Raw genomic sequence first — 13,306 nt, 5'->3', positions numbered from 1 at the left:
GGGACGGGTTAAAGTGCGGGATCGCCGAAGCCAACAACAGGGATCAGACATGCAGCCGCCAGAGCGCCGCCCCGCGCGGGGACGCCCTCCCACCATCACCCGCGAGCGGATCGCCGATGCCGGCATCGCCGTGGGCCTGCCCAACATCACCTTCGTCGGCGTCGCAGCGGCGCTGGGCGTCAGCCACATGGCGCTGTACAAGCACGTGGCCAGCCTGGAAGAGCTCAAGCGCCTGGTCGCCGAAGAGATCTTCAAGCGGTGGCAGATTCCGCAGGCCTGTAGCCGCGATCGCGGCGACCTCAAGGACTACCTGACGGTGTTCGCGACATCCGTGCGCGAGTTCGTCAAGGCGCATCCGGGCGTCACGCCCTACGTCATCCGGCGGCTGGCTGCGACGCCGTCCATGCTGGCGAAGATTGACGGGCATCAGCGCCACATCGCCGACGCCTATGGCATCTCAAAGGAACAATCGCGCATCCTGCTGGCGACCGTGGCGTTTCACGGCCTTGCGGTGGCGGACACGGTGTATTCGGTTGCGGGGCTGGAGCCGATCGTCGACGCGGCGCGTGCAGCAGAAGAATCCGAAATGGAGGTCGAACTCGATCAGGGCATGCAGGCCCTTATCATCGGTCTGACGACGACGCTGAATGACGGCCCTGGACAGCAGGCGACAGGCTTGGCGGCAAACAAGGTAGTGACGGCCGCCAAGAAGTCGCGCAAAGCCTGAGAGCCTGCCGCTCAGCTTGTTTCGTGCAGGACCAGAGGTAAAGCCCTGATCGACGTGCCGTTTCGCCACGGCTTCGCCAGCCAGGTGCTGCATCAGCAGTTACACAACTGAACAGGCCGATTTGATAGCGGGGCGTCCCGGTGGTGGCAAGGCGACACTGACTAATTCCGTCAGCCAGCAAGAAGCCGTACTCATCCGTCCGCTCCCGGCCAGAACCGAACACCAAGCAGCGCAGAGATGCCGTCAAACGGTGTTTAAACCTTTACGTTTGCGGCTTGCGAACGAGCAAAGTGGCAAATCCGAGCGCTGCGAGCAATAGCGCTGAGCCCTTTTGCGTGTACCCCATCATGCCACGATGATGAGCGATGCGTTGCTGCATATTCGCCGCCGTGAAAATTACGATCAGTGCCACAGCGGTGTTCAGCACCACAGATGTGACGCCCAAAGCGATGAACTGCATCGCGACATGGCCTGCTTTCACATCGATGAACTGCGGGATGAAGGCGAGGAAGAACAAAGCCGTTTTCGGATTGGTGGCTTCGACAATGAACCCCTGGATCGCCGGTCCGCCGCGACCCCAAGTGCCAGGCACGCTCTGCGAAGCGCCAGCGCGGTGCCATGTTTTCCATGCCAGCCACAGCAGATAAAAACCGCCCGCCATTTTGAGGACGCTGAAAGCTGTGGAGCTCGCTAGCAACAAGGCTGACAAGCCTGCCGAACCAGCCACGACGTGCACCAGGCCACCACCGAAAGATCCCACACAGCACCGCAGGGCCACGGCACGCCCCTCGGCCAGAGCGCGAGCGGTCAGATAAAGCAACCCGGGACCCGGCATGACGGCTAGCGTGCCCGCGGCTGCGAGGAACACAAGGAATTGGGCTTGGTCGGTCATTGGATATCTCCTGCGAGGCGGAGAGAAAACATCGCCGCGGTCCATCGGTGTATAGCTGGGAACATCACGCCGCCAGCAAGCGCTGTACCCGCGCGTGGGCGGATAGGTAGCACTGAGATTCCTTCGGAATGGACTTACTGTGATTTCCAAACTCTCACAGGGCCAAGTAGAAATCCATAGGAATAAGCTCCACGGCCCACCCGCCTTCTTCGCCGATCGTGGCAGCCGGATGCATGGACGCAATCCGCAGCGCCTCCTCCTGGCTGTCCGCCTCAATAATGAACAACCCGCCCACCACTTCCTTCGACTCGGTGTAAGGCCCGTCGGTGATACTCGTCTTACCATTGCGCGGGCGGAGCGTCTTCCAGCTCTCGACATCACCAAGCGACGTAGAAACCAGAACCTTGCCGGTGGCGCGCATCCTTTCGTCCAACTCTGGACATTGGTTCTCCAGTTCCTTGATGTCATCTGGCGCCATCGCGGCAAACTTTTCGGGAGTGAAGTAAGCCAGGCCGAGATATTTCATGAGAGATCCTTTTAGGGTTAATGCCCTAACGACGAACCTGATGCTCGAAAATCGACATGCCCCTGGAAAAAAGTTTGTAGCGAACCTCGCCAGACTATCTCATCCGCACACCCCGATCGTCACCCGAGTTCTTCAGTCACCCCATCCGCTTCTCGCTTGAGCGCCGCTGCAATAGCCCTGCGGCGCTCCGGCCCCATGCGGCCGTAGTGCGCAGCAACACTCAGCGCAGCAACAGGCTGACGAGCGAGGTAAATCGCAACGCCAATCCCATACATCCCCTTGAGAAGATGTCCCGGGTTGAATGCATACCCCCGTTCGCGCGTATCAGCCACCATCGCACGCAACTTCTCCACGTCCAGACTAGGGTAGGGCTGCAAACGCCCCTGGATACGGCGCAGCACATTCTCCACCTCACCATCGTCAAACGCAGCCAGCAGCGCCAGACTACCCGAACCCACACCCAGCGGGCGGCGAGTACCGATGTTCTGGGTCAACACTTTGACCGGAAAAGAGCCTTCTTTACGGTCAATACAAACCGCATCCAGCCCGCTGCGTATCGTCAGCATGACCGTGTCGCCAGTGCTATGTGCCAGCCGCTCCAGCGCCGGCCGCGTCACGGCCTGGATGTCGAGGCGATTGGACGCGCGCTCGCCCATGGACAGAAACTCCAACCCCAGGTAATAAACGCGGCTACCCGCAGCCTGCTCGACAAAACCCTCAGCGCTCAGGGTTTTCAGAAAACGATGTAGCGTGCCCTTGCTCAGCCCGCTCTGCGCCTGCAGATCAGAAAACCGCATGCCGCTCGATGACGAACTGTAGGAAAGGATGCGCAGAATCTCCAGCGCGCGCCTGACGCTTTGCACGGTATCGCCGCCGGCCCGCGGGGTGCCGTTGTCCTCCATTGCTGTCTCCTGCCTGGTCGTTGTGCTGGCGTGCCACCCGGAGCGCCGCCTTTTTTCTGACTGCTGGTACTAGTGTTCCGCAGTGCGGAACTTTTTATAGGTATCCGCGATTTTGCCGCGTTTCGTTTCTATAGTCCAAACCCAACCCGGCGGCGTCACCGCGTTCGGGAGGAGGCAAGGACATGATCGACATCGCGAAGTCATACCAATGCAGTCCCGCGCTGTGGCGCGACAGAGTGGATCCGGCGTTCCTGCACGAGCTGCGGCGCGTGGTGGCCGATACCGTGTTGCCCGAGGCCGAGGCCATCGACCGGCAGGACGTGTACCCCGTGCACATCATCAAGACCATGGCGCGCCACGGCTATACCAGTCTGACGCTGCCGCGCCAGTGGGGCGGCGGCGCGGCCCCATACGGGCACTGCGCCGCGGTGTTCGAGGAGGCCTCGTACGGCAGTGCAGCAGTAGGGATCAGCCTCATCACCATTTTGCAGGCGCAGACCTTGATCAACCAGTTCGGCGCCGAGTCGCTAAAGGCGGCCGTGCTGCCGGAGTTCGCCCAGGGTCTGATCACGGCCTACGCGCTCACAGAGGCGAATCACGGCAGCGATATCCGCAGCCTGGATACCAAGGCGCAACGCAGCGCTGGCGGATGGACGCTGAATGGCCGCAAGTCGTTCATCACCTCGGGTTCGGCCGCCGAGGCCTATATCGTCCTGGCCGAGACTGACCATGGCGTGTCCACGTTTTTCGTACGCCGCGACATGCCGGGGGTATCGACGTTCAACGGCCCGACATCTGGCACGTTCGGTCTGCGCAACGGTCCGCACGTGGATCTGATCCTGGACGGCGTGGTCCTGCCCGACGATCACCTGATCGGCGTCGAAGGCAAGGGCGTGCGCCAGGCTGTGACTACGTTGGATTTTTCCCGCACGATGGCCGGTGCCATCAGCCTGGGCATCGCCCGCGCCGCATTCGACAACGCGCTGGCCTATGCAGCCGGCCGCGAAGCGTTCGATCAAAAGGTGCTGGGTTTCCAAGGTATTCAGTGGTATTTCGCCGACCTGGCGACCCAGATCGACGCTGCCCGTCTGCTGGTGTACGAGGCCTGCGTGGCGTTGGACGAACACCGCGAGATCGCGCGCTATGCCAGCGAGGCGAAGCTCGCAGCCAGCCAAGTCGCCACGCGCGCGGCCGAGCAGGCGATTCAAATCTGCGGCGCTTATGGCGTGACCGAACACGCGCCGTTCGGCCGTTATCTGCGCGACGCCAAGGCCTATGAGATCGCCGGCGGCTCGTCCGAAATTCTCAAGAACACCATTGGCAAGCAATTGCTCGCCTTTGCCGCCAACCATCTGTCCGGACCCAAGAAGACGTGATCACCGACCGCCTGTATAGCCTGGCCGAGAGCCAGCCCGACGCCATTGCGCTCGTTTTTGAAACCCGCCAGTACCGCTATCGGGAACTGGCAGACATGGTCAGCGCCATGGCGGTACGCCTGCACGACGCCGGGGTGCGGCCGGGCGATCATGTCGCGTTGATGTGCGGCAACCGCCCGGCCTTTCTGGCCTGCTGGTTCGCGCTGAGCGAGCTGGGCGCGGTGTGCGTGCCGCTGAACACTGGGCTAGTGGGCGAGGGGTTTTGCTACTCGCTGGCCAAGAGCGAATCGCGTCTGCTGATCATCGAGCCCGAGCTGCTGGCGCCACGCCGCGACACGCTCGAGAATATGGAAGGCGCACCGCCGGTGCTGGAGATCGACGCCGCGATGGATCTGCCGCCAGCCGAATCGCCGGCACGTTGGGCCGGACCATCGCGCGCCGCGGGCGATGTGAACAGCATCCTGTTCACGTCGGGCACGACCGGCTTGCCAAAAGGCGTGACGCTGCCGCACGGCGCGTATGTGGCTGCCAGCGACGACATGATGCACTCGCTGGAATTGACCCGCGCCGATCGCATCCTGGTGTTCCTGCCGCTGTTTCACGCCAACCCACAGATGTACGCGGTGGCATCGGTGTTGGGCTGCGGTGCCACCTTGGTGCTGTTGCGGAATTTCTCGGCCAGCCGCTTCTTTGACGAAGCGATAGCGCATGGCGCCACGGGTTTTACGTATGTGGGCACAGTGCTGTCCATCCTGGACAAACATTATCCCGAGCCGCGCCGTGATCATGCTCTGCGTTGGTGCGTAGGTGGTGGCGCGCCGGCCCGCGTGTGGGAAGCGATCGAATCGCGCTTCGGCATCGCGGTGCGCGAGCTGTACGGCATGACGGAAACCGGCGGCTGGGTGTCGATGAACACGCCTCAGCGCGCACGCTTCGGCTCGGTGGGATACGCACGCGAGGGCATCGAGGTGGCCGTGGTAGACGACGCGGGCGCGCCGGTAGCCACCGGCGTCAAGGGCGAAATCGTGGCACGCTCCAAACGCCCGCACGTGTTTTTCTCTGAGTACTGGCGCAATCCCGAGGCCACGGCCGGCACACTTAAGCAGGGTTGGCTGCACACCGGCGACCGCGGCTATCTGGACGAAGACGGCTTCCTGTATTTCGACGGACGCCAAAAGGAACTGATCCGGCGCGGCGGCGAAATGATTGCGCCCACCGAGATAGAGCAACAGTTGCTCAAGCACGAGCAGGTTCGCGACTGCGCAGTGGTCGGCGTGCCCGACGACATCATGGGCGAGGAGGTCCATGCATACGTGGTGCTGCAGGGCGATCCTGATGCCAAGGCCCTGCAGGCCTTTCTAAAGGAGCGCCTGCCAGCCTATATGGCGCCGCGCTATTTTTCGTTCGTGCCCGCCATTCCCAAAACCGAAACGCAGAAAGTAAAGCGCCATTTACTGGCCGACCTGCCAACGCAGGTCGTCGACCTGAATGCGGCGCGCCGCTAACCCCTGCACCGATAACACAGGAGACACAATCATGACCAGACGATGGAAACAACGACCCCCGGGCTCGAACTGGGGCGATTTCGGTGATGACGACCAACTGGGCCGGCTCAATCTGCTGACTCCCGAGAAAGTGCGCGAGGCCGTGGCCGAGGTGAAGGAGGGAATCGTGTTCAGTCTGAGCCTGCCGCTGGACCTGCCGGGCGGCAACGTACTGAACCCGGCGCGCCATCCACCGCGCCTGATGCCGACCCGGCGCGATGACAAGCCCATGTACCTGCACGCCTTTCAGCACGACCACAACACTACCGACGTGGCGTGCGACGACATGGTAGCCATGAGCCTGCAGTACTCGACGCAATGGGACGCGCTGTCGCACATCGGCTCGCATTTCGATGCCGATGGCGATGGGGTGGCCGAGATCGTGTTCTACAACGGCTACACCGGCAAGCAAAATTTCTCGCACCAACACGAAGACCGCGACAGCCCGTCGCGCGCGCATAGGCTGGGCATCGAACACATGGCGGCCAAAGGGGTGCAGGGACGTGGCGTGTTGCTCGACCTGCGACGCCATTTCGGCGACGAGCGCAAGCGCGTTGGGTACGACGATCTGATGCGCGTGATTGACCATGACCACGTCGAGGTGCGCAAGGGCGACATGCTGTGCCTGCACACCGGTTTCGCCGATGTGGTGCTGGGCATGGGCGGCAAGCCCGACGCGCAGCGGCTGGCGCGTTCGTGCGCCGTGCTCGACGGCTCGGACAGCCGATTGCTGGACTGGATCGACGATAGTGGCATTGCTGCGCTGATCGCCGACAACTATGCGGTCGAGGATCGGCCCTACGATTTCAAGGGCGATGGCTGCCATGCGCTGCTGCCGTTGCACGAGCGTTGCCTGTTCAAGTTGGGCCTGCATTTAGGCGAGCTGTGGCATCTGACCCCGCTGGCCGATTGGCTGGCACGGCACGAGCGTCATGCATTTCTGCTGACCGCGCCGCCGTTGCATCTGCCCGGTGCGGTGGGCTCGCCGCTGAACCCGATCGCCACCGTATAACAGCCCGCCATGCCATTGGAAATTCAGGAGGCCGATGGCATGTCAGGGCGCAAGACTCCGCGCATCGTATAAGAACGACGATTTCAACAAGGAGAGAGACATGAAACAACTAATCGGAATCCTGCGGGCCACACTGTTGTGCAGCGTTGCCACGCTTGCCGCAGGTAATAACGCCGTTGCCCAGGCTAACAACTGGCCGTCCAAGCCCATCCGCCTACTGGTAGGCTTTGCGCCGGGCGGACCGACCGACAACGTGGCACGCATCCTGGCCGAGAAAATGGGCAGCGAACTGGGGCAGCCGGTTATCGTCGAGAACAAGGCAGGCGCGGCGGGCAATATCGCCGCTACCGCGTTGACGCAGGCCACCGGCGATGGCTACACGTTGCTCTATAACACCTCGTCCATCGTCATCGCGCCCTGGGTCTATCAGTCGCCTGGCTTCGATCCTTTGAAGGATTTCGCGCCGGCCGGCCTGACGGCGGCAGTGCCGCTGGTACTGGCGGTAAACATGCAGGTGCCGGCTCAGAACCCCAAGGCCCTGGTCGAGATGATCAAAGCCGCGCCCGGCAAATACAACTATGCATCCTCGGGCGTGGGCGCGATCGAACACCTGACCGCCGCCCAGCTCTTGAGCATGTTGGACCTGAAAGCGACCCACGTGGCCTACAAAGGCACGGCGCCGGCCCAGGTAGACCTGATTGCAGGCGCCACGCAGTTCACCACAACCACACTGAATACGGTGATCTCGCCGGTGCAGGCCGGCAAGCTGCGCGCACTGGCCATCACCAGCAAAGAACGCTGGTCGGGCATGCCCGATGTGCCGACTGTGGCGGAAACTCTGATTCCGGGCTTCGAGAGCCTGGCCTGGCAGGGCATCGTGGCGCCGGCCGGAACGCCCGAGCCGGTGCTCGCGAAGATCAACACCGCCATCAACAATGCGCTGGCCTCGCCTGAGGTGCGGCAAAAACTGGACCAGCAAGGCACCATCGTACTGGGCGGTTCGATTGAAAAGTACCGCGCCTATATCAAGTCGGAATACGATCGTTGGGGCAAGGTAGTAGAGCAGGCCGGGGCACGCATCAACTAGCCCGTGGCAGCGCAGTGCGGCGCCAAGTCCCGAATTAGTCTGTTCGGCTTTTCAAAGGCGCCGTCTACCTCAACGACCGTTTCCTGCCTATATGACTCCGCAATCTCGATTCTATGTCAGGCATCACCGGTCGCGAGTCTGAAACCTTCGTCGAGCCATCCTGTAATTCCCCCGATCATGACCTTTACCGGTCGTCCCAGCTGAGCGAACCGCAACGCGCCACGTGTCGCACCGTTACAGTGCGGGCCCGCGCAGTACGTGACAAAGAGCGTATCGGCGGGATAGTCCACGAGTTTCGATTCAACTATCTTGCCGTGAGGCAGATTCACCGCGCCCGGCACGTGGCCCTGTGCGAATAGCGCAGGGCTGCGCACGTCCAGCAAGACAAAACCGGGCGTGCCGGTCGCGAGGGCGCTGGCGACGTCTGAGCAATCAGTTTCGAATTGCAGCGCGGCGCGAAAATGGGCAACCGCGATTGCGGGGTCGGCAGCGGGGATGGTGTTAACGGCGTTAGTGGTCGACATGTTGCAACTCTGAGCGGATTGTCCGGAAAAAACGCCTGGCAAATTGATCCAGGAGCCTCATTTTCGCGTCAGAAGGCGTTCCGGGTAAGTGGCGTAATCGACAAACACCGGTAACATTACGCCATGGGCAAACATCTTATCGTCGCGCTGGCCTACGACCGGCTCTGTACGTTCGAATTCGGCTGCGTGACCGAGCTTTTCGCGCTCGAGCGTCCAGAGCTCGGCGTCGATTGGTATCGTTTTGCCGTTTGCGCGGGCGAGCCTGGCCCGCTGCGCGCCGCCGGCGGAATCACGATCGCCGCGCCCTACACACTGCGGCTGCTCGATCGTGCGGATACGATCGTGGTGCCTGGTTGGCGCGATGCGGACGAGTTACCGCCTGAGGCACTGCTAAAGAAAATCCGTTTGGCCTACGAGCGCGGGGCGCGGCTTTGCTCGATTTGCTCTGGCGTGTTCGTACTGGCAGCGGCCGGTGTGCTGGACGGAAAGACCGTGACCACCCACTGGCGATACGCCGCAAAGCTGCAGCAGCGCCACCCGAACGTACGCGTTCAGCCGGATGCCTTATATGTCGACGAAGGACAAATCATCACCTCCGCAGGCTCCGCAGCAGGGCTGGATATGTTGCTGCATCTGGTGCGACGCGATTACGGTGGATCAGTGGCGAATCGGGTCGCGCAGCGGCTTGTGGTGGCCCCGCATCGAGAGGGCGGGCAGGCGCAGTTCGTGCCACGTCCCATGCCGCAAGACGAGAGTGGGCGCCTCACGAAGCTGATGGACTGGATGCGCCAGCACTCCGCTTTGTCGCACACCTTGCGCTCGCTCGCGGAGCGCGCGGCGATGAGTCCGCGCACGTTGCAGCGCCAGTTTCATGATGCCACTGGCATGGCGCCGTATGAATGGCTTGTACGCGAACGCGTGGCGGCGGCTCGTGAGATGCTCGAGGCGCAGAACCCCTTGCCGATCAGTCGTATTGCCGAGTTGGCAGGGTTTGGCTCCGAGGAATCAATGCGCAGGCATTTTCGACGTATCGTACGGACGAGTCCCACCGCCTACCGGGAAAAATTCGGCCACAGCGCGATGACGTTGAAACGTGCGGATTAACGCGCCGCGCTTGCTTTAACTCAACGAGATGTTTGCCGCCCGGATGTAGTTACCCCACCGGTCATACTCACGCTCGTAAAACTCCTGGTACTCACCAACGCTCATCGGCGTCATCACCATCGACATTTGACGCATGCTCTCTGCCAACCCAGCATCGGTCAATGCACTTGCGATAGCAGCGTGAAGGCGTGCCACCACATCGGCGGGCGTTTTTGCAGGCGCCACGAATCCCAGCCAAGGTCCAATGTCGATATCTACACCGAACTCTTTCAGGGTCGGGACATCGGAATGCGCCGACAGGCGCTGGGGGGCGGTAACGGCGAGCATCCGGATCGTGCCTGCCGCCACATGTTGTTCCGCCACCATGGTGGGGATGATGGCGCAGTCGATTTGTTGGCCGAGTTGCGCCTGCATCAGAGGGGCCGTGCCGTTGTAGGGCACTGCCAGCAGCGGGGTATGGGTGGTCTGCTTGAGGACTTCCATGATGATGTGCCCGGAGCTGCCCTGGCCCCAGGAGCCGTAGGTCAAGGACTCTGTGGCCTGGCGGGCCATTTGCAGGAATTCTTCCAAGGTTTTTGCCGGATGCGAGGCGTGCACCATCACCGTCAGCGGCGTGAAGCCCAGGGCGGCTATCGCCACGAAGTCCTTCTTTGCATCAAATGGCGGCGGGTTGAGAATGTGCGGCGCAATGGAGTGCGAGTCTGCGCTGCCATAAATCAGGGTGTGGCCATCCGCCGGACTTCTGGCGCCCGCGAGGCTACCGATTGTGCCGATGGCTCCGGGACGATTCTCTATGATGACCGACTGCCCGAGGCGCTTTGACAACACCGGCCCTATGACACGGACCAAGGCATCACCACCGCCGCCAGCCGCCCATGGGACGATGATCTTGATGGGACGTGAGGCGGAGACGCTGGTTTGCGCCCAGCCAGCCAGCGCGACGCCAAGCGCCGGCAGGGTCAGGGCGCGCAGCGCCTTGCGGCGTGTGAAGTGTGATGGCATGTTGTCTCCTTTTTTTCAGCCTTAAAGGCCTTTTTCGGCGAGCCAGCGGCTGATGAGTTCCGCCAGTTGTTCGTGGTTGTCTTCCATCATCAACATATGACCATTGCCTGTGATGCCCACATCAGGCAGCCAGACAAAGTCGGCCCCCAGGAACGCGGCAAGTGCGCCGTCGACGTCTTTCGGATGACGAGGGTCCTGATCGCCCGTCAGCACGAGCATGGGCAGGCCATGGAGTTGTGCGGTATCCGTCAGGTGCAAGCCGCTGGCGCCAATGTTGAAACGTTCATTCAAAATGCGCGGACTCTCGGGTCCGATGGAGCGCGCATAGGCTTCGAACGCCTCGTGTGGAAAGCGTGGGCTGTTGGCCCAGAAGGCTTTCATGAACGCTCGGTCGACAAACGCGGGACGGTCGGTCGGTGCATAGATGGGATGGCCGGTGGTGTCGCCATCGATAGGGGCAACAGGCTCAGGTGGAAGCGCAGGTACGAGGTTTGCCGGTGCACCAGGTGCCAGGCCGACCACTGCGACGACAAAGGCCCGGTAGTTCTCTGCCACCCACCAGGCAACAGGTCCGCTTGCAGAGTGCGCAAACACAATGGCGGGGCCAATTTCCTGCAGCAGGGCGCCCGAGGACCTCCCGACGTCGGCCATCGAAAGTTGCGAGAAGGCAGGCGTACTCGGAGAGCGGCCGTGGCCAGGCCAATCCATGACATACACGTCATGGCCCCGGCGCGAAAAGAAAGTAGCCCACCCTTCGCGCCCGTCGGGCGTTGCCAAAAAGGCCGTGCCATTGTGAAAGCCGCCATGCAGCATGACGATGGGCGGCTTGCGCACACCGCCAGCGGATGCCACCACATCGGCGTACACCGGGTGTTCCGCCGTTCCGGAATAGAGGTATGTCCGCTTCATTGTCTCCGACTGCTTTTTTTTCGTGTGAACGCATCGGAGTATAGACTCATATAGTTCCATATGGAACTATATTGAAGGTCGGGTTTTCCTTAGGAGCAGGCAAGAGTTCTATACTCGTAGGATGCTCAACGCCACCACGCCATGAACCAGCCACTCAGTGACATCCTCGATGGGGTGACGATTCCGTTCGCCTACAAGTTGGGGTACATGATCAACTCGTACCGCGAGCCGTCGTTTCGGGCCATTGAGGCCCGCCATGGTCTGACGCGGCCCGAAATTCTTTCGCTGATATTTCTGTACTTCAGAGACGGGATTTCTGCTGCAGACATCTGCGATTTTTCCGGTCACCTGAAGAACAACATCAGCCGAGCCATCACGGCCCTGGAGTCCAAAGGCCTCGTGCGCCGCAAGGCCGACCCGCAGGACCAACGCCGGCTCATCATCTACATCACCGCCGCGGGGCGACGGCTGCATGACACCTTCATGCCAGCACTGAAGCAGCGAGAGGATGACATGATGGCGTGTTTATCATCCGCCGAGCGGCAGACTTTCGAGAGACTGTTGCAGAAGTTGTGTGCGCATGGGCCGGAATGGAGTGGCAAGGAGCATTGGGCGCCGTAGCGTAGCTACGGTGCTCCACTTCCGAACCAGCGCACGCATCGACTAGGTACGATTTACCCTATCCATAACGAATTTGTCATAGCGAGCCCTATACGAATCAATTGAGGGAGATGTTTGCTTGCTTGACGACGTCGGCGAAATGAGCGGAGTCTTGTTCTTGCGCGCGAGCAACGCCCGCTGGGTCCGTGGGCCAGGGTTCGAACCCGAAAGTTCGAAAGCGCTCTTGCAAAGCCGGCGTGGTCAACGCGGTGGCGATGGACCCGCCGATTTTTTGAATAACGTCTGATGGCGTTCCTTTTGGAACAAATGCGGCAACCCAGGTCTTGAGCGTGAAATCCGCGGGCCCTCCAGCCTCAGATACCGTGGGAATATCAGGATAGAGGCTTAGGCGTTGCGGTGCCGCCAGGGCTAATAGCTTCACACGTTTGGCCTGGTACAGGTTCTGCACGGTCGCTGCTGTACCGAAGGCCCAACTGATCTCTCCGTTAGCAACAGCCGTATACAGCTGCGGCAATTCCTTGAAGGGGACGTGGACCATGGACGTCTGCGTTTTCTGCTGAAAGAGCGTGGTTCCGACGTGTGCAACGCTGCCGATTCCCCAACTTCCATAAGTCAAGGTCTCCGGGGCCCTACGCGCTGCCTCAACGAGATCGGCCACGTTTTTCCATGGGGAATTCGCTGCGACGACAATGAAGAAGTTCGTCGTGTATATGGGCGCGACAGGCGTGAAGTCCTGTATGGGGTCGAACGGCATCTTGCTATATAGGTGGGGCTGCAACGTCATATGGGTGTTGTCGACGATGGCAATCGAATAGCCATCCGGGGCGGACCGTTTGACCTCGCCGATGGCGAGCCAGCCATTGGCGCCGGGCTTGTTTTCGACGATGAATGGCTGCTTCCACGCGTTCGAGAGTTGTTCCCCTACCATTCGAGCGACCGCATCGGGGCCACTTCCTACGGAGTAGGGGAGAACGGCCCGTACGCTTCGGTCGGGATATGCGGGTGCTTGCGCGTAGGCGTTCCAAGCTGCAGTGAACGCAATCAAGGAAAAAATCAGAGTTTTCTTCATGTCTCCCCCAT

General features: G+C 61.3%; 14 protein-coding genes. 7 read left to right on the top strand and 7 right to left on the bottom strand.

Annotated features, from left to right (window positions below; genetic code table 11):
• Positions 1-49 precede the first annotated feature (49 nt).
• Entirely contained in the window at positions 50-727 is a 678-nt protein-coding gene (locus CAL20_RS20840; protein ID WP_256981666.1) for a TetR/AcrR family transcriptional regulator, read from the top strand.
• A gap of 262 nt (positions 728-989) precedes the next feature.
• Here the strand turns inward: CAL20_RS20840 and CAL20_RS20835 are convergent, their stop codons facing one another.
• The 3 genes from CAL20_RS20835 to CAL20_RS20825 all read right to left on the bottom strand — a co-directional run bounded on the left by CAL20_RS20835 (position 990) and on the right by CAL20_RS20825 (position 3,047).
• Complete coding sequence (locus CAL20_RS20835) at positions 990-1,619, bottom strand: LysE family translocator (protein WP_094838874.1); 630 nt, start codon at positions 1,617-1,619, stop codon at positions 990-992.
• Positions 1,620-1,773: 154 nt separating this feature from the next.
• Entirely contained in the window at positions 1,774-2,145 is a 372-nt protein-coding gene (locus CAL20_RS20830; RefSeq protein WP_094838873.1) for a YciI family protein, read from the bottom strand.
• A 119-nt stretch (positions 2,146-2,264) separates the two neighbouring features.
• Entirely contained in the window at positions 2,265-3,047 is a 783-nt protein-coding gene (locus tag CAL20_RS20825) for an IclR family transcriptional regulator (RefSeq protein ID WP_094838872.1), read from the bottom strand.
• Between the two features lie 182 nt (positions 3,048-3,229).
• Here CAL20_RS20825 and CAL20_RS20820 point away from each other — a divergent pair, with 182 nt between their 5' ends.
• The 4 genes from CAL20_RS20820 (at position 3,230) to CAL20_RS20805 (ending at position 8,066) form a co-directional block, all read left to right on the top strand.
• On the top strand, positions 3,230-4,423 hold the full coding sequence (locus CAL20_RS20820; protein ID WP_094838871.1) for an acyl-CoA dehydrogenase family protein: 1,194 nt from the start codon (positions 3,230-3,232) through the stop codon (positions 4,421-4,423).
• Positions 4,420-5,928, top strand: coding sequence for a class I adenylate-forming enzyme family protein (locus CAL20_RS20815; protein WP_094838870.1), 1,509 nt, complete (start codon positions 4,420-4,422; stop codon positions 5,926-5,928). Before CAL20_RS20820 ends, CAL20_RS20815 begins: the two co-directional genes overlap by 4 nt.
• Positions 5,929-5,959: 31 nt before the next feature.
• Complete coding sequence (locus CAL20_RS20810) at positions 5,960-6,979, top strand: cyclase family protein (protein WP_094838869.1); 1,020 nt, start codon at positions 5,960-5,962, stop codon at positions 6,977-6,979.
• A gap of 100 nt (positions 6,980-7,079) precedes the next feature.
• A complete protein-coding gene (locus CAL20_RS20805) occupies positions 7,080-8,066 on the top strand; it encodes a Bug family tripartite tricarboxylate transporter substrate binding protein (RefSeq protein WP_094838868.1) in 987 nt (328 codons plus the stop codon).
• A 116-nt stretch (positions 8,067-8,182) separates the two neighbouring features.
• On the opposite strand, the gene CAL20_RS20800 is transcribed toward CAL20_RS20805, so the two are convergent.
• A complete protein-coding gene (locus tag CAL20_RS20800) occupies positions 8,183-8,590 on the bottom strand; it encodes a rhodanese-like domain-containing protein (RefSeq protein ID WP_094822978.1) in 408 nt (135 codons plus the stop codon).
• Positions 8,591-8,713: 123 nt separating this feature from the next.
• Here CAL20_RS20800 and ftrA point away from each other — a divergent pair, with 123 nt between their 5' ends.
• Entirely contained in the window at positions 8,714-9,694 is a 981-nt protein-coding gene (gene ftrA, locus CAL20_RS20795) for a transcriptional regulator FtrA (protein WP_094838867.1), read from the top strand.
• A 15-nt stretch (positions 9,695-9,709) separates the two neighbouring features.
• On the opposite strand, the gene CAL20_RS20790 is transcribed toward ftrA, so the two are convergent.
• The gene (locus CAL20_RS20790) at positions 9,710-10,696 is read right to left on the bottom strand and encodes a Bug family tripartite tricarboxylate transporter substrate binding protein (RefSeq protein ID WP_094838866.1); all 987 of its coding nucleotides are present in this window, start codon (positions 10,694-10,696) and stop codon (positions 9,710-9,712) included.
• Between the two features lie 21 nt (positions 10,697-10,717).
• Positions 10,718-11,605 (bottom strand): alpha/beta fold hydrolase, encoded by an 888-nt coding sequence (locus tag CAL20_RS20785; protein ID WP_094838865.1) that lies wholly within the window; start codon positions 11,603-11,605, stop codon positions 10,718-10,720.
• A 141-nt stretch (positions 11,606-11,746) separates the two neighbouring features.
• Between CAL20_RS20785 and CAL20_RS20780 the strand changes: the two genes are divergently transcribed.
• The gene (locus CAL20_RS20780; protein ID WP_094822974.1) at positions 11,747-12,226 is read left to right on the top strand and encodes a MarR family winged helix-turn-helix transcriptional regulator; all 480 of its coding nucleotides are present in this window, start codon (positions 11,747-11,749) and stop codon (positions 12,224-12,226) included.
• 97 nt (positions 12,227-12,323) lie between these two features.
• On the opposite strand, the gene CAL20_RS20775 is transcribed toward CAL20_RS20780, so the two are convergent.
• A complete protein-coding gene (locus CAL20_RS20775; protein WP_094838864.1) occupies positions 12,324-13,295 on the bottom strand; it encodes a Bug family tripartite tricarboxylate transporter substrate binding protein in 972 nt (323 codons plus the stop codon).
• Positions 13,296-13,306 lie beyond the last annotated feature (11 nt).

Source organism: Bordetella genomosp. 4, from assembly GCF_002261185.1.
Lineage (GTDB): Bacteria > Pseudomonadota > Gammaproteobacteria > Burkholderiales > Burkholderiaceae_B > Bordetella_A.
This window is presented reverse-complemented; position numbering and strand designations above follow the sequence as displayed.

Bases quoted from the DNA above. Each gene is read 5' to 3' on its own strand.
- CAL20_RS20840 (WP_256981666.1), top strand. From the start codon at position 50: ATGCAGCCGCCAGAGCGCCGCCCCGCGCGGGGACGCCCTCCCACCATC.
- CAL20_RS20835 (WP_094838874.1), bottom strand. From the start codon at position 1,619: ATGACCGACCAAGCCCAATTCCTTGTGTTCCTCGCAGCCGCGGGCACG.
- CAL20_RS20830 (WP_094838873.1), bottom strand. From the start codon at position 2,145: ATGAAATATCTCGGCCTGGCTTACTTCACTCCCGAAAAGTTTGCCGCG.
- CAL20_RS20825 (WP_094838872.1), bottom strand. From the start codon at position 3,047: ATGGAGGACAACGGCACCCCGCGGGCCGGCGGCGATACCGTGCAAAGC.
- CAL20_RS20820 (WP_094838871.1), top strand. From the start codon at position 3,230: ATGATCGACATCGCGAAGTCATACCAATGCAGTCCCGCGCTGTGGCGC.
- CAL20_RS20810 (WP_094838869.1), top strand. From the start codon at position 5,960: ATGACCAGACGATGGAAACAACGACCCCCGGGCTCGAACTGGGGCGAT.
- CAL20_RS20805 (WP_094838868.1), top strand. From the start codon at position 7,080: ATGAAACAACTAATCGGAATCCTGCGGGCCACACTGTTGTGCAGCGTT.
- CAL20_RS20800 (WP_094822978.1), bottom strand. From the start codon at position 8,590: ATGTCGACCACTAACGCCGTTAACACCATCCCCGCTGCCGACCCCGCA.
- ftrA (WP_094838867.1), top strand. From the start codon at position 8,714: ATGGGCAAACATCTTATCGTCGCGCTGGCCTACGACCGGCTCTGTACG.
- CAL20_RS20790 (WP_094838866.1), bottom strand. From the start codon at position 10,696: ATGCCATCACACTTCACACGCCGCAAGGCGCTGCGCGCCCTGACCCTG.
- CAL20_RS20785 (WP_094838865.1), bottom strand. From the start codon at position 11,605: ATGAAGCGGACATACCTCTATTCCGGAACGGCGGAACACCCGGTGTAC.
- CAL20_RS20780 (WP_094822974.1), top strand. From the start codon at position 11,747: ATGAACCAGCCACTCAGTGACATCCTCGATGGGGTGACGATTCCGTTC.
- CAL20_RS20775 (WP_094838864.1), bottom strand. From the start codon at position 13,295: ATGAAGAAAACTCTGATTTTTTCCTTGATTGCGTTCACTGCAGCTTGG.